The 19,154-nt window shown below is 71.5% G+C and carries 18 protein-coding genes; 14 read left to right on the forward strand and 4 right to left on the reverse strand.

Going from position 1 to position 19,154, the window contains the following annotated elements; translation table 11 throughout:
- Positions 1–112 precede the first annotated feature (112 nt).
- The 4 genes from ACIO1C_RS08090 (at position 113) to ACIO1C_RS08105 (ending at position 3,393) form a co-directional block, all read left to right on the forward strand.
- A complete protein-coding gene (locus ACIO1C_RS08090) occupies positions 113–1,144 on the forward strand; it encodes a PhoH family protein (protein ID WP_401859749.1) in 1,032 nt (343 codons plus the stop codon).
- Between the two features lie 64 nt (positions 1,145–1,208).
- Positions 1,209–1,706: an rRNA maturation RNase YbeY gene (ybeY, locus tag ACIO1C_RS08095; protein WP_161312613.1), complete on the forward strand. Its 498-nt coding sequence runs from the start codon at positions 1,209–1,211 to the stop codon at positions 1,704–1,706.
- Positions 1,703–2,992: a hemolysin family protein gene (locus tag ACIO1C_RS08100; protein ID WP_401859751.1), complete on the forward strand. Its 1,290-nt coding sequence runs from the start codon at positions 1,703–1,705 to the stop codon at positions 2,990–2,992. The genes ybeY and ACIO1C_RS08100 overlap by 4 nt, the downstream gene beginning before the upstream one ends.
- A 41-nt stretch (positions 2,993–3,033) precedes the next feature.
- Positions 3,034–3,393: an MmcQ/YjbR family DNA-binding protein gene (locus ACIO1C_RS08105; RefSeq protein WP_401859992.1), complete on the forward strand. Its 360-nt coding sequence runs from the start codon at positions 3,034–3,036 to the stop codon at positions 3,391–3,393.
- Between the two features lie 72 nt (positions 3,394–3,465).
- On the opposite strand, the gene ACIO1C_RS08110 is transcribed toward ACIO1C_RS08105, so the two are convergent.
- Together ACIO1C_RS08110 and ACIO1C_RS08115 are read right to left on the reverse strand one after the other, a co-directional pair.
- The gene (locus tag ACIO1C_RS08110; RefSeq protein ID WP_401859753.1) at positions 3,466–4,875 is read right to left on the reverse strand and encodes a polysaccharide pyruvyl transferase family protein; all 1,410 of its coding nucleotides are present in this window, start codon (positions 4,873–4,875) and stop codon (positions 3,466–3,468) included.
- Between the two features lie 166 nt (positions 4,876–5,041).
- Entirely contained in the window at positions 5,042–6,550 is a 1,509-nt protein-coding gene (locus tag ACIO1C_RS08115; RefSeq protein WP_401859755.1) for an MFS transporter, read from the reverse strand.
- 149 nt (positions 6,551–6,699) lie between these two features.
- On the opposite strand from ACIO1C_RS08115, the gene ACIO1C_RS08120 reads away from it, so the two are divergent.
- The 4 genes from ACIO1C_RS08120 (at position 6,700) to ACIO1C_RS08135 (ending at position 9,580) form a co-directional block, all read left to right on the forward strand.
- Positions 6,700–7,521 (forward strand): helix-turn-helix transcriptional regulator, encoded by an 822-nt coding sequence (locus ACIO1C_RS08120; protein WP_401859994.1) that lies wholly within the window; start codon positions 6,700–6,702, stop codon positions 7,519–7,521.
- A gap of 80 nt (positions 7,522–7,601) precedes the next feature.
- Positions 7,602–7,967 carry a cytidine deaminase gene (locus ACIO1C_RS08125; protein ID WP_401859757.1) on the forward strand — a complete coding sequence of 122 codons (366 nt, stop codon included), beginning with the start codon at positions 7,602–7,604 and terminating at the stop codon, positions 7,965–7,967.
- An 84-nt stretch (positions 7,968–8,051) separates the two neighbouring features.
- Positions 8,052–9,023, forward strand: coding sequence for a GTPase Era (gene era / locus ACIO1C_RS08130; protein ID WP_401859759.1), 972 nt, complete (start codon positions 8,052–8,054; stop codon positions 9,021–9,023).
- Positions 9,024–9,094: 71 nt separating this feature from the next.
- Positions 9,095–9,580: a TetR-like C-terminal domain-containing protein gene (locus tag ACIO1C_RS08135; protein ID WP_401859760.1), complete on the forward strand. Its 486-nt coding sequence runs from the start codon at positions 9,095–9,097 to the stop codon at positions 9,578–9,580.
- Here ACIO1C_RS08135 and ACIO1C_RS08140 read toward each other — a convergent pair.
- A complete protein-coding gene (locus tag ACIO1C_RS08140; RefSeq protein ID WP_401859762.1) occupies positions 9,554–9,820 on the reverse strand; it encodes a protealysin inhibitor emfourin in 267 nt (88 codons plus the stop codon). The genes ACIO1C_RS08135 and ACIO1C_RS08140 overlap by 27 nt on opposite strands.
- 86 nt (positions 9,821–9,906) lie before the next feature.
- The gene (locus tag ACIO1C_RS08145) at positions 9,907–10,977 is read right to left on the reverse strand and encodes a M4 family metallopeptidase (protein ID WP_401859764.1); all 1,071 of its coding nucleotides are present in this window, start codon (positions 10,975–10,977) and stop codon (positions 9,907–9,909) included.
- Between the two features lie 280 nt (positions 10,978–11,257).
- Here ACIO1C_RS08145 and leuA point away from each other — a divergent pair, with 280 nt between their 5' ends.
- The 6 genes from leuA to recO all read left to right on the forward strand — a co-directional run bounded on the left by leuA (position 11,258) and on the right by recO (position 19,141).
- The gene (gene leuA / locus ACIO1C_RS08150; RefSeq protein WP_401859766.1) at positions 11,258–13,027 is read left to right on the forward strand and encodes a 2-isopropylmalate synthase; all 1,770 of its coding nucleotides are present in this window, start codon (positions 11,258–11,260) and stop codon (positions 13,025–13,027) included.
- 208 nt (positions 13,028–13,235) lie between these two features.
- Positions 13,236–13,898, forward strand: coding sequence for a TerB family tellurite resistance protein (locus ACIO1C_RS08155; RefSeq protein ID WP_401859768.1), 663 nt, complete (start codon positions 13,236–13,238; stop codon positions 13,896–13,898).
- A gap of 158 nt (positions 13,899–14,056) precedes the next feature.
- Entirely contained in the window at positions 14,057–16,150 is a 2,094-nt protein-coding gene (locus ACIO1C_RS08160; RefSeq protein ID WP_401859770.1) for an MMPL family transporter, read from the forward strand.
- Positions 16,151–16,245: 95 nt separating this feature from the next.
- Positions 16,246–17,571, forward strand: a complete 1,326-nt coding sequence (locus tag ACIO1C_RS08165; protein ID WP_401859772.1) for a sensor histidine kinase — start codon at positions 16,246–16,248, stop codon at positions 17,569–17,571.
- A complete protein-coding gene (locus ACIO1C_RS08170; protein WP_401859773.1) occupies positions 17,568–18,395 on the forward strand; it encodes a response regulator in 828 nt (275 codons plus the stop codon). The genes ACIO1C_RS08165 and ACIO1C_RS08170 overlap by 4 nt, the downstream gene beginning before the upstream one ends.
- Positions 18,392–19,141, forward strand: coding sequence for a DNA repair protein RecO (gene recO, locus ACIO1C_RS08175; protein ID WP_167033230.1), 750 nt, complete (start codon positions 18,392–18,394; stop codon positions 19,139–19,141). The genes ACIO1C_RS08170 and recO overlap by 4 nt, the downstream gene beginning before the upstream one ends.
- Positions 19,142–19,154 lie beyond the last annotated feature (13 nt).

Below are 19,154 nucleotides of genomic sequence, written 5' to 3' on the forward strand. Positions count from 1 at the left end.
GCGGAAAAGTCCTACGGTGTTGTCGGTGCGGAGTCGTAGGCTGGTGCTCCAGAGGTTGTCGAGCGGCGAGAACCCTGCAACGGGAGGTATGTGCAGGCCACAGTGCCGGCCCATGACTCAGACACCTACAGACCGGACCCCCGCACCGGCGCAGGCGCGTGCCCAGTTCACCGTCCCCGACAGCCACCCGATGGTGACGGTCCTGGGTTCGAGGGATTCCCTGCTGCGTGTGATCGAGAAGGCGTTCCCGGCCGCAGACATCCATGTCCGGGGAAACGAGATCAGTGCGACAGGCAGCGCGGCGGACGTCGCGCTCGTCCAGCGCCTGCTCGACGAGATGATGCTGGTGCTCCGCACCGGTCAGCCGATGACGGAGGACGCAGTGGAACGTTCCATCGCCATGCTCAGGGCGAGCGAGAACGGCGGGGCCGACGGCGAGGAGACCCCCGCCGAGGTGCTCACGCAGAACATCGTGTCCAGCCGTGGACGCACGATCCGCCCCAAGACCCTCAACCAGAAGCGGTACGTCGACGCGATCGACAAGAACACGATCGTCTTCGGCATCGGCCCCGCCGGTACCGGCAAGACCTATCTCGCCATGGCCAAGGCGGTCCAGGCGCTCCAGTCCAAGCAGGTCAGCCGGATCATCCTGACCAGACCCGCCGTCGAGGCGGGGGAGCGGCTCGGCTTCCTGCCGGGGACGCTCTACGAGAAGATCGACCCGTACCTGCGCCCGCTCTACGACGCGCTGCACGACATGCTCGACCCCGAGTCGATCCCCCGCCTGATGGCGGCGGGCACGATCGAGGTCGCGCCGCTGGCGTACATGCGCGGTAGGACCCTGAATGACGCGTTCATCATCCTGGACGAGGCGCAGAACACCAGCCCCGAGCAGATGAAGATGTTCCTCACCCGCCTCGGCTTCGAATCGAAGATCGTGATCACGGGTGACGTCACGCAGGTCGACCTCCCGGGCGGCACGAAGAGCGGTCTGCGGCAGGTCCAGGAGATCCTGGAAGGCGTCGACGACGTGCACTTCTCCCGGCTGACGTCGGAGGATGTCGTACGGCACAAGCTCGTCGGCCGTATCGTCGACGCCTACGAGCAGTACGACAGCCTCAACGGCAACGAACAGCACCGCTGAACGAAGCGAACAGCACCGCTGAACGAAGCCCGCGCGGCACTAATCGGGAGAGTCACACCGCACCATGTCGATCGACGTCAACAACGAGTCAGGCACCGAGGTCGACGAGCAGGCGATTCTCGACGTCGCCCGCTACGCGCTCACCCGGATGCGCATCCACCCGCTCTCCGAGCTCTCGGTGATCGTGGTGGACGAGGCCGCCATGGAGCAACTGCACCTCCAGTGGATGGACCTGCCGGGTCCGACCGATGTCATGTCCTTCCCGATGGACGAGCTGCGTCCGCCGGTGAAGGACGACGAGGAGCCCCCCCAGGGGCTCCTCGGTGACATCGTGCTCTGCCCCGAGGTCGCCAAGAGGCAGGGCGAGGAAGCGCCGACGCGGCACTCCATGGACGAGGAGCTCCAGCTCCTCACCGTCCACGGGGTGCTGCACCTCCTCGGGTACGACCACGAGGTGCCGGACGAGAAGGCCGAGATGTTCGGCCTCCAGGCGGCGATCGTCGACGGGTGGCGGGCCGAGCACGGGCTCGAAGGGCCCTCGCCCGCGCCGACCGTCTCGTGACCGCCCAACTGATCGTCGGGGCCGTCGCCCTGGTCGTCGTCGCCTGGCTGGCGGCGTCGGCCGAGGCGGGGCTGGCGCGCGTCTCCAGCTTCCGGGCGGCCGAGGCCGTCAGGTCGGGGCGCCGGGGCGCGGCCAAGCTCGCCCAGATCGCCGCCGACCCCACGCGCTACCTGAACGTGGCCCTGCTGGTGCGGGTCGCCTGCGAGATGGCCGCCGGGGTGCTCGTCACGTACGTCTGCCTCAACGGGTTCGACGACACGTGGGTGGCGCTGGTCGTCGCCATCGGCGTGATGGTCCTGGTGTCGTACGTCGCGGTGGGGGTCTCGCCGCGCACGATCGGCCGCCAGCATCCGCTGAACGTGGCCACGGCGTCCGCGTACGTCCTGCTGCCGCTGGCCAGGGTCATGGGCCCGATCCCGCAGCTGCTGATCCTGCTCGGCAACGCGCTCACTCCCGGCAAGGGCTTCCGCAAGGGGCCGTTCGCCAGCGAGGCGGAGCTGCGCGCGATGGTGGACCTCGCCGAGCAGGAGTCCCTGATCGAGGACGACGAGCGCCGGATGGTGCACTCCGTCTTCGAGCTGGGGGACACGCTCGTGCGCGAGGTGATGGTGCCGCGTACGGATCTGGTGGCCATCGAGCGGTCCAAGACGATCCGTCAGGCGCTGACCCTGGCGCTGCGCTCCGGTTTCTCGCGCATCCCGGTGACGGGGGAGAACGAGGACGACATCGTCGGGATCGTCTACCTCAAGGACCTGGTCAGGAAGACCCACATCAACCGGGACTCGGAGGCCGACCTGGTCTCTACGGCGATGCGCCCGGCGGCCTTCGTCCCGGACACGAAGAACGCGGGCGACCTGCTGCGCGAGATGCAGCAGGAGCGTAGCCACGTCGCGGTCGTCATCGACGAGTACGGCGGTACGGCGGGCATCGTCACGATCGAGGACATCCTGGAGGAGATCGTCGGCGAGATCACCGACGAGTACGACCGTGAGCTGCCCCCGGTCGAGGAGATCGGCGACGGCTCCTACCGGGTCACGGCCCGGCTGGACATCGGGGACCTCGGGGAGCTGTTCGGGCTCGACGAGTTCGACGACGAGGACGTGGAGACGGTCGGCGGGCTGCTTGCGAAGGCGCTGGGCCGGGTGCCGATCGCCGGGGCGAGCGCCAAGGTCGACCTGCCGGACGGCCGGACGCTGCGGCTGACGGCGGAGTCCCCGGCGGGCCGCCGCAACAAGATCGTGACGGTCCTGGCGGAGCCGGAGCCCGCGCGGCAGCCGCATCCGTGACGGCACCGGGGGAGCCCGCGGCTGCCGGTGCGGCCGGTGACCTGACGGCGGCCGAAGTGCGGTCCTGCTGCCTGGAGTTGAACGGGACGTCGCACGACGTCCCGTTCCCGGGCAGCCCCGGCCTGACGGTGTTCCGGGTCGGCGGCAGGATCTTCGCGTTCTGCGCGCCGGAGGAGCGCCCGCTCAAGGTCTCGCTCAAGTGCGATCCGGAGGAGGCGGTCCGGCTGCGGGCGGCCCACCCGCAGATCGTCCCCGGCTGGCACCTCAACAAGCGCCACTGGAACACGGTGACGGTCGCGGGCCTGCCCGCCCGGATGGTCCGCGAACTGATCGAGGACTCGTACGACCTGGTCGTGGCCGCCCTGCCCAGGGCGGACCGGCTCCGGCTCGACCGCCCCTGAGAGTCCGCGCCTGTGAGGCCCGCGCCTGTGAGGCCGCCCCTCCGAGGCCGCTCCCGAACGGCCGCCGCCCCTTTACGCGTTGTCGGTCTTGGTGCGGCGGACCCGGCGGCGTATGGCCGGGCCTATCCGTACCGCGGCCCGGCGCTCGACGCCCGACAGCCGCTTCTCCAGATCGGCGACCAGCTTCTGGAGTTCCTTGTTCTGCTTGGTGAGCGAGGTCACGGCGCGCTCGCTCCGCTCCGCCCGCTCGTGCAGCCGGCTGATGCGGTACTGGAGCGCGCCGTCGTCGGAGCCGTCCCACACGCCGATCGGCGACGGCAGCTTCAGCGCGGCGAGGCGGGCCTCGTAGGCCGCGCCGCCGTCCCCGTGGGTGAAGGTGTTCTGGAGGTTGTTCCGGTCGAGAAAGTCGCGGAAGCGGCGGAAGCGCTCCGGGTGCCCGTCCACCAGCGGCCGGTAGTCGGCCCGCTCGTACAGGTCCGCGGGGTGGATGTCGCCGGGCAGTCCCCGGAGCATCCGGTGCGGTATGTCGAAGTACTGGCAGAGCTCCAGCGTCCGCGAGTCGTGGACCAGGACGACGGCGGGGGTGCCGGAGAGGAGCGCCGCGATGTTGCCGTGGATGCGCGTCCCGTACGCGAAGTCGAACGTGGACAGCTCCTCCAGCCACGTCCTGGGGTCCAGCGGGACCCTGACCTTGTTCTCCTGGAACAGCGGGTGCGACAGCCGGCGCGGCAGCGCCTCCTCGGTCCCCGAGGCCTCCGAGGTGTCGCCCCAGAAGAGCAGCTGGGCGTCGGTCATGTTCTGCGCGAAGTACGTGAGGTGGGGGAAGCGCCGGTACGCGTGGTCGGCGAGCCCGGCCACGTCCCCCACCGTGACGGCCCCGGGCGACAGGTTGATCGCTATCCGGGACGCCGCGTCGATCGTGCCCGGCCGGCTCAGGGCGGGGAACGTCTCCCCGTGGAGGAACATCGAAGGACAGCCGATGATGTCGACCTCGTCCTCGGAGAAGCCCAGGTTGTGGAGGTACGAGGCGGTCAGTTCACCGCGGACGCCGATGGACGCCGATCTCTCCAGCACCGCCCGGCAGAACCGTCTCACGGACGCCTCGATGGGGCCCAGCCGCTTGACGTCGAAGTTCTCGTTGGCCTGGGCCCCGACGCCCAGGACCACCACGGGAATGGTGAGTTGCTCGATGAGGGCGGACAGCCGGTCCAGGGAGGTCTTGAAGGACGGGCGGAAGGCGTTGGCGAGCGGGACGACAAAAACGTCGTACCGCTCGTTGATCTCCTTCGCCCGCGCGGCGCTCGTGTCGGTCCGCAGACCGTTGGACGTGATCTCGGTGTGCTCCGTGAGCAGGATCTTGTGGGTGGCGTCGCTGAACAGCAGGTTGCCGGAGTTCGTGCCGATCAGATCCTGGTGCAGGAACTCCTCACGCGACGCGACATGGAACGGGCTCTTGCCGGAGCGGATGAGTATGCGCTTCATGGGCCTTGTCTCTCTTGCTCGGCTCACCGGCGGAGGGGGGAGAGCGATCGCTGCTCGCGGCGCCGGTCAAGGAAACCTTGAACAGGGGGTGAACGGGACGATACCCCAGGTCAAACAAGGGAAGGCCGGAATATTTCACGCTATGGAGTGCTTTGGGCGGAGCCCTTCACGGCCGTTCCTCAGGACGCCCGCGCCCCACCGCGCGCCGCCCCCTCAGACCCACCGCCACCAGGAGCGCCGCCGCGACCACGATCGCCGCGTCCGCCGCGAGGACCAGCCTGACCCCGTCGTAGAGGCCGCCGTGCGTGGTGGCGAGGACGCCCAGCAGCGGGATCCCGATGGTGAGGCCGACCTGCTGGGTCGTGGTCACCAGGCCCGTGGCGAGACCCTGTTCCTCGTCCGGCACGCCGGACGTCACGGTCAGGCCGTACGAGATGATCGCGCCCAGATGGCACATGCTCGCCAGCGAGATGGCCGCCGTGGCCAGGAGCACCCCCGAACCGGCGCCGATGCCCAGCAGCGCGGCGGTGAACACCCCCTGGCCGAGCAGGGAGCCCGCCAGCGTCCTGCGGGCGCCGAGGCGGCCGATCACCTTCGGGGCCAGCATGCCCGCGACCACCGACATCACCCCCTGGAAGCCGAAGACCAGACCCGTCTCGAACGAGCTGAGGCCCAGGGTCTCCTGGAAGTAGAGGGTGAGGACGAACACCACCGTGCTCATCATCGAGAAGGTGACCAGTCCGCCCAGATTGCCCCACGCCACGGTCCGCCGCCGCAGCATCGGCAGGGAGACCAGGGGAGCGGGGCTGCGGGACTCGACCACGGCGAACGCCACCAGCAGCGCGATGCCCGCGACGAGCGTCGTCAGGACGTCGGCGCCGCCGAAGCCGCGCTCGGCGGCGGTCGACAGGGCGTAGATCAGCGCGAGCAGACCGCCGGTGACGGTGACGGCGCCGGGGACGTCGAGGCGCGGCCGCTCGGGGGTACGGGACTCGGGCAGCAGCCCGGGCGCCAGGGCGAGCACGATCACCGCGGCGACCGCCAGCAGCCCCATGGTGGACCGCCAGCCCAGCGTGTCCGTCATCACTCCGCCGAGCACCATCCCGACGGTGAAGCCCAGCGAGAGCAGCGTGCCGCTGATGCCCAGCGCCCGGTCCCGCTGCGGGCCTTCGGGGAACGTGGTGGTGAGGAGCGACATCCCGGTCGGCACGATGACCGCGGCGCCGAGGCCCTGGAGCGCCCGGCCCGCCAGGAACACCTCGGGGCTCCGGGCGAGGGTGGCGAGCAGCGAGGCGGAGCCGAAGACGGCGAGGCCGGTGAGGAAGAGCCTGCGGCGGCCGTAGAGGTCGGCGATCCGGCCGAAGAGCAGCAGGAAGCCGCCGGACGGCAGGGCGAACGCGGTGACGCCCCACTGGAGGGCCGACCGGCTCATCCCCAGGTCCTTGCCGAGGACCGGCAGGGCCACGTTCAGTACGGAGAAGTCGAGCGCCACCATGAACTGCGCGGCGCACAGGACGAAGAGGATCAGTCTGGCGCGGCCGGTGAGCCGCGCGGGAGCGGGCGCCGGGGGGTGGTCGAAGGCCGGGACGGTGGCCTGGCCGGGGGCCGGGGCGGATGCCTGGGCAGGGGTGCCGGTGCTGTCCGGCGGGGTCGGGGCGGAGGTCTCGAGTGCCATGGCCACAGCCTGCGGTCGCCGGAATAGCCGTGGGGAGCGGGAACTTATCCTGTTGGTGGGACCACCAGACAGCAGGGCGGCAGGGGGAGTTCTTCGTGACCACGGAGACCGGCAGGACGCGTCGCCTCGGCGAGTTGCGCGAGTTCCTGATGAGCAGGCGCGCCCGGGTCACCCCGGGCGAGGCGGGGCTGCCGGGCGGCGGTGCCCGGCGCCGTACACCAGGACTGCGGCGCGAGGAGGTCGCCGTCCTCGCGGGTGTCGGGGTGTCCTGGTACCAATGGCTGGAGCAGGGACGGGACATCACCGTCTCGCCGCAGGTCCTCGACTCGGTGGCCCGGGTGCTGCGGCTGACCGCCATCGAGCGCCGTCACCTGTACGTCCTGGCGGGGCTCAACCCGCCCGCGCCGCAGGTGCATCCGGAGGCCGCCGACATGTGTGACGGGCTGCGCAGGATGATCGACGCGTGGATGCCGTACCCCGCGCACATCATGGACTGCTACTGGAACACGGTGATGTTCAACGACGCGGCCGGCGCGGTGCTCGGGATGCGGGCCGGGGGTCCCCGGAACTGCCTCATCACGTTCTTCACCGACCCGATCTACCGCGCCCGGCACAAGCAGTGGGAGAAGATCGCGCCGCTGGTCGTCGCGCAGTTCCGGGCGGCCCGCTCGGAGTGCCCCGACGACGAGGGGTTCCAGGCCGTGGTTGAGGAGGTCATGGCGTCCAGCGAGGAGTTCGCGGTGCTCTGGAACCAGCGGGACATCGCGCCCGCCGGGCAGGTGCGCAAGGAGCTGGAGCATCCGGTGGTCGGCACGCTGTACGTGGAGTCCACGCACCTCAGGGTGCCCGCCAGGCCCGACCTCGCGATCGTCCTCCAGACCCCGCTGCCCGAGACGGGGACGGCGGCGAAGCTGGAGTGGCTGGCGAGCCCGGAGGGCCGGCGCGGCTCGCTGTACCCGCTCGCGGTCTGACCGGCGGAGGCCTGACCGGTGGGAGCCTGACCGGCCGGGGGCCGTCGCGGGCGCGGCGGTCCGGCTCCTATGCTCACCCCATGACGCAGAGCACCGGCCCCGGTCCCGAACTCGACCCCGAGGACCGCAAGATCATCACGCTGGCCCGCGGCGCCCGCGCCCGCAACGGAGTCGCCGAGGGCGCGGCCGTACGGGACAACACCGGCAGGACGTACGTCGCCGGAACGGTCGACCTGCCTTCCCTCAAGCTCAGCGCCCTCAGGACGGCCGTCGCGATGGCCGTCGCCAGCGGGGCCGGTTCCCTGGAGGCCGCGGCGGTCGTCTCGGAGGCCGCCGCCGTCGCGGACGAGGACCGCGCCGCCGTGCGTGACCTCGGCGGGGACCTGACCCCCGTGCTGCTGGCGGGCCCCGACGGCGTTCCGCGCGCGACCGTCCAGGCCGGCTGAGGGCGGCCCGGCGGCCCGCCGCCCCGGGCGCCCGGGGCCGGATCGGCGCACATCTGGTCGGCGGGGCGTGAACGATCGGGGACAATGGGCGCCATGAGCGCTCGTACCCCCTCTTCGTCCGAGGCAGCCGAAGCAGCCGAAGCCCCCCACCGGGCCGGCTTCGCCTGCTTCGTCGGCCGCCCCAACGCGGGCAAGTCCACCCTCACGAACGCTCTGGTCGGTCAGAAGGTGGCCATCACCTCGAACCGGCCGCAGACCACGCGTCACACCGTCCGGGGCATCGTCCACCGGCCCGAGGCGCAGCTGATCCTGGTCGACACCCCCGGCCTCCACAAGCCGCGCACGCTCCTCGGCGAGCGCCTCAACGACATCGTGCGCGCGACCTGGTCCGAGGTCGACGTGATCGGCTTCTGCCTGCCCGCCGACCAGAAGCTCGGCCCCGGTGACCGGTTCATCGCCAAGGAACTGGCGGCGATCAAGAAGACGCCGAAGGTCGCCGTTGTCACCAAGACGGACCTGGTCGAGTCCAGGACGCTCGCCGAGCAGCTCATCGCCATCGACCAGCTGGGCAAGGAGATCGGCCTGGAGTGGGCCGAGATCGTCCCCGTGTCGGCGGTCGGCGACCAGCAGATCGGCCTTCTGGCCGACCTCCTCGTCCCGCTGCTCCCGGTGAGCCCGCCGCTCTACCCCGAGGGCGACCTCACGGACGAGCCCGAGATGGTCATGGTCGCCGAGCTGATCCGGGAAGCCGCGCTGGAAGGGGTACGGGACGAGCTGCCGCACTCCATCGCGGTGGTCGTCGAGGAGATGCTGCCCCGCGAGGACCGCCCGGCGGACAAGCCGCTGCTCGACATCCACGCGAACGTCTACATCGAGCGGCCCAGCCAGAAGGGCATCATCATCGGCCCGAAGGGCAAGCGGCTCAAGGAGGTCGGGACGAAGTCCCGCAAGCACATCGAGGCGCTGCTCGGTACGCCGGTCTTCCTCGACCTGCACGTGAAGGTCGCCAAGGACTGGCAGCGCGACCCGAAGCAGCTGCGCAAGCTGGGCTTCTGAGGTCCGGCCCCCACCTCTTGGGTCCGGCCGACACCCCGTGATCGCCCCGTCACGCCGTTATTCTTCTTGTCGTGTCGACCACTGATCACACCGATGTCCTGCGTGAGGGGTTCGCACGTTTCCTGGAACGGCTCCGAGAGGTCGGTGAGGACGAGGAGGACCCGGTCGCCGAGCTGTTCGCGCTCTGCCGCGCGTACCGGGAGTTCGCCCTCGCCGAACCCGACGTCTACGCCGTGCTGTTCGGTGGCTCCGGACTGTCCGGCTTCCAACCGGGCGTCGCGCACCGGGAGATGGGGCTGTACGTGCTCCGCGTGCCGAACGGCGCGATCCAGCGGGCCGTGGCGGCGGGCCGGTTCCGGCCGGCCGACGAGGGGCTGCTCGTCCGCCGCCTGTGGTGCCTGCTGCACGGCATGGCCGAGCTGGAGCGGACCGGCTACCTCCCGGGGCGCTACGGCCACCGGGCCTTCCTGGACGCGGCCGTACGGGACTTCGCGGTCGGCGCGGGTGACACCTTCGAGGCGGCGACCGCCTCAGGCGCCTTCCTTGAGGACGCGTGAGACGAGCGTGCGCTGTGCCTCGGACAGATGTGGGTCCGCGCAGTGGAAGACCCGGCCGTCGACCGTGACCGTATAGCTGAAGCCATCGGGCACCACCGGCGCGGGCGCCTCCTGGGCGTCCGCGACCGCCTGTTCCGCCAGTGCCCGCCAGCCGGCCGTGTCGGGCAGGGCCGAGATGTCGATCCCGGCCCTGCGTTCGATGCCCGCGAAACCGCCTGTGCGCCGTACGTCGATCCGCATGGGTCCTGTCTAACGCACACCGGCCGTTCGCGGGAGGGCGACTCACGCCGCTCACGCGCCCGGACCCCGACGGGTGGGAGGGCGGCTCACGCAGTCGGGACGCCGACCTCCGCCCACGCCTTGACCACGGCCTCGTGCTCCGCCGTGCCGTCCCCGAAGCGCGTGCGCGCCGCCGCGACCGTCAGCCCGGCGAAGTCCGTGAAGTTCGCGTCGACCTCCAGGCCGCCGCCGGTCAGCACGTCGAACCAGATCTGCCCCGCCCGCTCCCAGGACTTCCCGCCGAGCTGCGTGGCGAGCAGGTGGAACGCGCGGTTGGGGATGCCGGAGTTGATGTGCACGCCCCCGTTGTCGCGCCCCGTGCGCACGTAGTCGTCCATCGACCCCGGCTGCGGGTCCTTGCCGAGGACGTCGTCGTCGTACGCGCTGCCCGGCTCCTTCATCGAGCGCAGCGCCACACCCGTGACGCGCGGGGCGAGCAGCCCGGCGCCGATGAGCCAGTCCGCCTCGGTGGCGGTCTGGTCCAGGGTGTACTGCTTGACCAGGGAGCCGAAGACGTCCGACACGGACTCGTTGAGGGCGCCCGGCTGGCCGTAGTAGCTGAGGTTCGCCGTGTACTGCGTGAGGCCGTGGGCCAGTTCGTGCGCGATCACGTCGACCGGCAGCGTGAAGTCGAGGAAGATCTCCCCGTCGCCGTCGCCGAACACCATCTGCTCGCCGTCCCAGAACGCGTTCCCGTAGTCCCGGTCGTAGTGGACGCTCGCGACGAGCGGCAGCCCGGCGCCGTCCAGCGAGTCGCGTCCGTACGCCGACAGCAGCAGCTCGAACGTGGCACCGAGCCCGGCGTACGCGCGGTTGACGGTGGCGTCCGCGCCCGGCTCGTCGCCCTCGGACCTGACCTTCCTGCCCGGCAGGGCCGTACGGTGCCCGCAGTCGTGGATCGTGCGCACCGGCTTGCCGGTCGGCGCGTCGGAGGCCGCGGGCGCCCCCAGGGTGGTCGTGAGCGCGCGGCGCGTACGGCGCGCGGAGTCCGCCTCCAGCGTGCGGCGGGCGGGTCCGGAGAGGGCCGGATCGTCGGACCTGGCGAGTTTGTCGAGTACGTGCGGCGGCACGATCGTGCAGAAGACGGGGTTCGGGGCTGCTGAACGAGTGGCTTCCATAAGAAGAATGTGGCATCGCGTAGCCGCACTGTCACTCAAAGCCACCATGATGGCTGAAATGGAGTGATCTGCCGGTATTCGGTCCCGCATACTGATACGGACGGTCCCGGACGCCCGGGCTCGGCTACAGTGCCACGCATCATGCGTTTCGGGCTGCTTCTCCTTAGCTGCCGCGGCGAGGGTCTGTAGTCGCAGGCCGACCCCCTCCCCGCGGAGTCTGGTGTTGCGGTTTTCCCGCCCCGTCGGCCGTCCCAGCGGACACACGAGGAGCCCCTGCGCCATGTCTGACCCCTCCGCCACTTCTGTCGGCCGCCCCACGCCCCTGACCAACGCGACCCACACCCAGAAGTCCTCCGGAATGCCGATCCACAAGTACGGCCCGTACGAGGCCGTGGCGATCCCGGACCGTACGTGGCCCGAGAAGCGGGTCACCACCGCGCCGCGCTGGCTCTCCACCGACCTGCGGGACGGCAACCAGGCCCTGATCGACCCCATGTCACCGGCGCGCAAGCGTGAGATGTTCGACCTGCTGGTGCGCATGGGCTACAAGGAGATCGAGGTCGGCTTCCCGTCCTCGGGCGAGACCGACTTCGCGTTCGTACGGTCGATCATCGAAGAGGGCGCGATCCCCGAGGACGTGACGATCTCCGTCCTGACGCAGGCGCGCGAGGAGCTGATCGAGCGCACGGTGGAGTCCCTGCGAGGCGCCCACCGCGCGACGGTCCACCTGTACAACGCGACCGCGCCGACCTTCCGCCGTGTGGTCTTCCGGGGGACGAAGGAGCAGGTCAAGCAGATCGCCGTGGACGGTACGCGGCTGGTGATGGAGTACGCGGAGAAGATCCTTGGCCCCGAGACGATCTTCGGCTACCAGTACAGCCCGGAGATCTTCACCGACACCGAGCTGGACTTCGCCCTGGAGGTCTGCGAGGCGGTCATGGACGTCTGGCAGCCCGAGGCCGGCCGCGAGATCATCCTCAACCTGCCCGCCACGGTGGAGCGTTCGACGCCGTCCACCCACGCGGACCGCTTCGAGTGGATGTCGCGGAACCTGTCCCGCCGTGAGTTCGTCTGCCTGTCCGTACACCCGCACAACGACCGGGGGACGGCCGTCGCCGCCGCCGAACTGGCGCTGATGGCCGGTGCCGACCGGATCGAGGGCTGTCTGTTCGGGCAGGGCGAGCGCACCGGCAACGTCGACCTGGTGACCCTGGGCATGAACCTCTTCTCGCAGGGCATCGACCCGCAGATCGACTTCTCGCGGATCGACGACATCCGCCGCACCAGCGAGTACTGCAACCAGATGGAGATCCACCCGCGCCACCCGTACGTGGGCGACCTGGTCTACACGTCCTTCTCCGGCTCCCACCAGGACGCCATCAAGAAGGGCTTCGACGCGATGGCGGCGGACGCCGGGGCACGCGGGGTCACGGTGGACGAGATCGAGTGGGCGGTGCCGTACCTGCCGATCGACCCGAAGGACGTGGGCCGTTCGTACGAGGCGGTCATCCGGGTCAACTCGCAGTCCGGCAAGGGCGGTGTCGCGTACGTCCTGAAGAACGGGCACAAGCTGGACCTGCCGCGCCGGATGCAGATCGAGTTCTCCCGGATCATCCAGACCAAGACCGACGCCGAGGGCGGCGAGATCACGCCCGGCCAGATCTGGTCGGTCTTCCAGGACGAGTACCTGCCCAACGCCGACAACGCCTGGGGCCGGATCCAGCTCACGTCCGGCCAGACCACGACCGGCACCGACGGACAGGACGCGCTGACCGTACGGGCCGTGGTCGACGGTACGGAAACGGTCCTGAGCGGCACCGGCAACGGCCCGATCTCGGCCTTCTTCGACGCCCTGGCGGCGGTCGGCGTGGACGCCAGGCTGCTGGACTACCAGGAACACACGATGAGCGAGGGCGCGAGCGCGCAGGCCGCCTCGTACATCGAGTGCGCGATCGACGGAAAGGTCCTGTGGGGCATCGGGATCGACGCGAACACCACACGCGCGTCACTCAAGGCGGTCATTTCCGCGGTGAACCGCGCCACGCGCTGATCCGTCCCGCCGACGCCGCTGACCTGAGGTTTTGCGAACCCCGCCCACCCGAACCGGTGGGCGGGGTTCAGCCATTCATGGCGATCTCGCGCCGGGGTGCTGACGCCGCTTCGAAGATGTGGCTAACATCACGTCAACGCGGCAATGTTGCCGGAGCGTTACGGAGGTGCGCGACGTGCTGCCAGCTCAGGGATCAAGTGGCCGAAAAGTGCGCATATGTGGCATTCGTACGTCCTGGAACACGGTGGGCGACGGGGAGTTCTTCTGCCCCGGCTGCGGAGGCGACCGCAACTACCGCCGCCGTACCGGCCGTCGCCGCTTCACGGTCCTCGGTGTGCCGCTCCTGAACCGGGGGACCGCCGGTCCTGTCGTCGAATGCGCCGCCTGCCACGGCCACTTCGGTACGGACGCGCTCGACCACCCCACCACGGTCCGCTTCTCGGCGATGCTGCGCGACGCCGTCCACACGGTCGCGCTCGCCGTCCTGGTGGCCGGCGGCACCTCCTCCTCCACCGTGCGCGAGACGGCCGTCCACGCGGTCCGCGCGGCGGGCTTCGACGACTGTACGGAGGAGCGGCTGACGGAGCTGGTGGAGGCGCTCGCCGCCGACACCGGCCGGTTCATCATCGACCCGGGACCGTGCGGGGCCGCGCTCGCCATCGAGCTGCACGAGGCGCTGGAGCCGCTGGCCCCGCACCTGGCCCCGGCGGGGCGGGAGTCGATCCTCGTGCAGGGCGCCCGGATCGCCCTCGCCGACGGGCCGTACATCCCGGCGGAGCGCGAGGTGCTGTCCACGGTCGGGCGCGCGCTGCGGCTGTGTGTGGCGGACACGGAGAGACTGCTGCTGGCGGCGGCGCGTACGCCGTCCTGACGGCGGGCCCTCCTGTGGGCCTTGTACTCCCCCGGGAGTAACCGGGCCGGGCCGCCACCCCGGGCGGTAGTGCCGAACTCGCCCCCGCGCCCGACGTATCGGATCCCCCGCCACGGAAGTCTGGACTCGACCGGACCGTCACGCAGAGGGGATCCACGATGAGGGCCACACCGAGCGCGCCGCCAGGCCCGCGCCGTACCGCACTGCCCTGGGCGGTGCTCGTCCTGTGGATCGCCGTCATCGCCGTCGGCGGATTTTTCGCCGGGAAGCTCGGCGACGTCCAGCGCGACCGGCCGATCGACTACCTGCCGGCCAGCGCCGACTCCACGCAGGTCGCGAAGATCCAGGAGCGGCTGCCCGGCGGCAACTCCACCGACCTCGTCCTCGTGTACCACCGCGACGGCGGACTCACCGCCGCCGACCGGCGCACGGCGGCGGAGCAGACCGCCGAGATCGCGCGTACCCACGAACTCACCGGCGGCCGGGCGCCGCGGGCGATCCCGTCCCAGGACGGCACGACCCTCATGTACCCGGTCTCCAGCACCGAGCCGGGACAGGACGAGGCGGCGAGGGACGTCTTCGTCGGGGACGTACGCGCGGTCGCCGAGGGCGGGGACGGGCTGCGCGTCGACGTCGGCGGCTCCGGGGCGCTCGCCACCGACGCGGAGGAGGTCTACGAGGCGCTCGGCGGCCCGCTGCTCTACACGACCGTGGGCGTCGTCGCCGTCCTGCTGATCCTGATCTACCGCAGCCCGGTCCTGTGGCTCGTGCCGCTCGTCGTGGCCGGGATCGCGGACGTGCTGTCCATGGGGGTCACGTACGGACTCCACCAGGCCTTCGGCCTCACCGTCAGCGGACAGAGCGCCGGGGTGACGACGATCCTCGTCTTCGGCGTGGGGACGGACTACGCGCTGCTCCTCGTCGCCCGCTACCGGGAGGAGCTGCGCCGCGTCCCGGCGCCGTACGACGCGATGCGCACCGCCCTGCGCCGGAGCGCCCCCGCGATCCTCGCCTCCGCCGGCACCGTCTCGGCGGGGATGCTGTGCCTGCTCGCCGCGGACCTCAACAGCAGCCGGGGGATGGGCCCCGCGGCGGCGGTCGGTGTGCTGTGCGCGCTGGTCGCCATGACCACCCTGCTGCCCGCACTGCTCGTCCTCCTGGGACGGCGGGTCTTCTGGCCGCTGGTGCCCGCGTACGGCGGCGAACACAAGGAGCGGCGCGGCCTGTTCGCCGCGATGGGCGGCTCGGCCGGGCGCCGGCCGGTCGCGGTGCTCGCGGCCGGTGTGGTGATCCTCGGCGCGCTCGCCCTCGGGGTCCTCAACCTGCCCGGCAACGTCAAGCAGGAGGACAGTTTCACCTCCACCCCCGACTCGATCACCGCGATGAAGACCCTCGCCGAGGCCTACCCGGAGCAGGGCAGCGGGCCCATCAGCGTGATCGCCCCGGCCGCGCGGGCGGACCAGGCACTGGCCACGGCCCGCGCCACCGAAGGAGTCGGGTCCGCCGAGCGGGGCCGTACCGGCGACGGCTGGACCGAGATCACCGTCCTCGCCGACAGCCCGCCCCAGTCCGCGGCGGAGACGGCCACGATCGAGGCGCTGCGGGGAAGCCTCGACGGGTCGTACGTGGGCGGGGCGAGCGCCGAGCAGATCGACCTCGACGACACCAACGCGCGGGACCGGGACATCATCGTCCCGCTGGTGCTGGCCGCCGTCCTGCTGATCCTGATCGCGCTGCTGCGCAGCCTGGTCGCGCCCCTGGTGCTGGTCGCCGCGGTGGTCGCGGTGTGGGGCGCGGCACTGGGCCTGGGCGGCCTGTTCTTCGGCCCCGTCTTCGGCCTGGAGGGCACCGATCCGGGACTCCCCCTGATGTCGTTCGTCTTCCTCGTCGCCCTCGGAGTCGACTACGGCATCTTCCTGATGCACCGGACCCGCGAGGAGGCACTGGCCGGCGCGGACCCGACGGAGGCGGCCCTCGGCTCCCTGCGCGCGACGGGCGCGGTCATCGCCTCGGCGGGCCTCGTCCTGGCCGCGACCTTCGGGGTCCTGACGAACATGCCCCTGGTGCAACTGGTCGAACTGGGCTTCGTGATCGCGGTGGGCGTACTCCTCGACACCTTCCTGGTCCGCACCTACCTGGTCACGGCGGCTTCGGTGCTCCTGGGCCGGAAGATCTGGTGGCCGGGCGCGCTGAGCAGGCCGGGCGCCGCGCAGGCCCCCGCGCCGGAGGAGCCGGAGCGGGTCGCGGTCTGAGAGATGTCAGCCACGGACGCCCCTCCCTCCGGGAGGGGCGTCCCTTGCCGGACTGCTGCCGGACTGCTGCCGGACTTCTGTCGGAGGATGTGCGTGTGGAAACCGCCCGGAACGTGAGCCTCGGCCAGCGTGTGGCCGCCGTCCTGATCCGCGATCCCCTCACCGCCCCGCACGCGCGGCGCAACGACGCGCTGCTCGCCGCCGGGCTCGGCGTGGTCGCCGTGGTGATCGCTCTGGTCGGCGGTGACGGAAGGCGGCCGGACGTGCTCGGGTGGGCGCTGCTGTTCGCCGTTGTGCTGCCCCTGGTGTGGCGGCGGCGCGCCCCGCTACTGGTCCTGCTGACCATGGTGGCCTTTGTCGCGCCGTACCACGCGCTGGACTACAACCACAACGCGCCCATCCCGGCCACCATGACCGCGCTCTACACCGTCGGTGCCACCGGCCGGCCGCGTCGCACGCTGCTGACCGGGGCCATGGTGGTGGGGGTGACGACGGCGATCGCCGGCACCTCCAGTCCGCACGACGCGCTGGAGGTGCTGCGCATCTCCGGCTGGATCGTCGCCTTCCTCATGGTCGGCATGGACGTACGGATCTACCGCCGGTACGCCGACTCGCTCGTCGAGCGCGCGGAGCGGGCGGAGCGCACCCGCGAGGAGGAGGCGGCCCGCCGGGTCGCCGAGGAGCGCGTGCGGATCGCCCGGGACCTGCACGACCTGCTCGCGCACAGCATCACGCTCATCGGGGTACGGACCTCCGTGGCCTCGCACATCCTCACCGTCACGCCCGACCGGCTCGACCGCGCGGCCGTCGCCCAGGCGCTCGAAGAGATCGCCGAGACCTGCCGCGACGCCCGCGCCGAGGTCCGCACCACGCTGGAGGTGCTGCGGGAGGGGACGGGTGAGGGGACGGGCCCGGCGGAACGGCGCCCGGCGGCGGGCGCGGCGGGGGAGGGGCCGCTGCCCGATCTGGCGTCGCTGCCCGGGCTGGTCCGCAGGGCGGGGGCCCGGCTCACGCTCCGTACCGACGAGGCGCCGTACGTCCCGCCCGCGGTGGCGGCGGCCGCGTACCGCATCGTGCAGGAGGCGCTGACCAATTCCGTACGGCACGCGGGTCCGGGCGCCGCGGCGGCGGTGCGCGTCGAGGCGAGCGACGCGGTGCTGCGGGTCGTGGTCACCGACGACGGCGATCCGTCGTCCGGCGGTGGCGGTGGCGGTACGCCGGGATCCGGCTTCGGCATCGTCGGCATGCGGGAGCGCGCCCGCAGTGTCGGTGGCACGCTCAGCGCGGAGCCACGGGAGGAGGGCGGGTTCGAGGTCGCCGCGATCCTGCCGCTGCGCGCGCGGGCGGCGCAGGCCGTGCGGCCCGTACAGGAGCCGTACGCGGCACAGGAACCCGACGGGGCACCCGGGGCGGTCATATGAACGGGGAGAGCGGTACGGGGCGACTCAGCGGTGCGGGAGGACTCGGCGGTACGGAGGGACGCGGCGGTGCGGGAGGACTCAGCGGTACGGAGGGACGCGGCGGCGCGGGCGGTCCGGGCGCGCCCGGCCGCATCAGGGTGCTGCTCGCCGACGACCAGACGCTCGTACGCGCCGCCTTCGCGATGCTCGTCGGTTCCGCCGGCGACATGGAGGTCGTCGGCCAGGCGGGCACCGGCCGCGAGGCCGTCGCCCTGGCCCGCTCGGCCCGCGCCGACCTGGTCGTCATGGACGTACGGATGCCCGACCTCGACGGCATCGAGGCCACCCGCCTCATCGCGGCGGACGACGACCTCGCCGGGGTGAAGGTGCTGGTCCTGACCACGTACGACACCGACGACCACATCCTGGAGGCGCTGCGCGCCGGCGCGTCCGGCTTCCTGGTCAAGGACACCCGCCCCGCCGACCTCCTCGCCGCCATCCGTACCGTCGCCGCCGGCGACGCGCTCCTCTCGCCGGGCCCCACCTCCCGGCTCATCGCCCGCGTCCTGCGCGCCCCGGCCGCCCCCTCGGGCAAGGGCGGCCCCGCATGCCTCTCCACCCGCGAACGCCAGGTCCTCGCCCTGGTCGCCCGCGGCCTCACCAACACGGAGATCGCCGAGACCCTCGGGCTCAGCCCGCTCACCGCCAAGACCCATGTCAGCCGCATCATGGGCAAACTGGGCGCCCGCGACCGCGCGCAACTGGTCATCGTGGCGTACGAGTCGGGACTGGTGGTCCCGGGCGCGGGGGAGAGCCCCGGCCATGCGGGACAATGGGGCCCATGAGTCTGTTCCGGGACGACGGCGTCGTGCTGCGCACCCAGAAGCTCGGTGAGGCCGACCGCATCATCACGCTTCTGACCCGCGGCCACGGACGCGTCCGGGCCGTCGCCCGGGGGGTGCGGCGCACCAAGTCGAAGTTCGGGGCGCGGCTGGAGCCGTTCTCCCACGTCGACGTGCAGTTCTTCGCGCGCGGCAGCGAGCTGATCGGGCGCGGGCTGCCGCTCTGCACCCAGAGCGAGACCATCGCCCCGTACGGGGGCGGCATCGTCACCGACTACGCCCGCTACACCGCCGGCACGGCGATGCTGGAGACCGCGGAGCGGTTCACGGACCACGAGGGCGAGCCGGCCGTCCAGCAGTACCTGCTGCTCGTCGGCGGGCTGCGCACGCTCGCCCGCGGGGAGCACGCCCCGCATCTGATCCTGGACGCCTTCCTGCTGCGCTCCCTCGCGGTCAACGGCTACGCGCCGAGTTTCGACGACTGCGCGAAGTGCGGGCTCGCCGGGCCGAACCGTTTCTTCTCGGTCGCGGCGGGCGGAGTGATATGCGGCGACTGCCGGGTGCCGGGCAGCGTCGTACCCTCTGCGGAGGCCGTCGTCCTGCTCAGCGCGCTGCTGACCGGTGACTGGGAGACGGCCGACGCGTGCGAGGCACGGCATGTCAGGGAGGGCAGCGGGCTGGTGTCCGCCTATCTGCACTGGCATCTGGAGCGCGGTCTGCGCTCGCTCAGATACGTCGAGAAGACCTGAAGACCGCGTCCGC

The sequence above is a fragment of the Streptomyces sp. NPDC087420 genome (assembly GCF_044744165.1).
GTDB lineage: Bacteria > Actinomycetota > Actinomycetes > Streptomycetales > Streptomycetaceae > Streptomyces.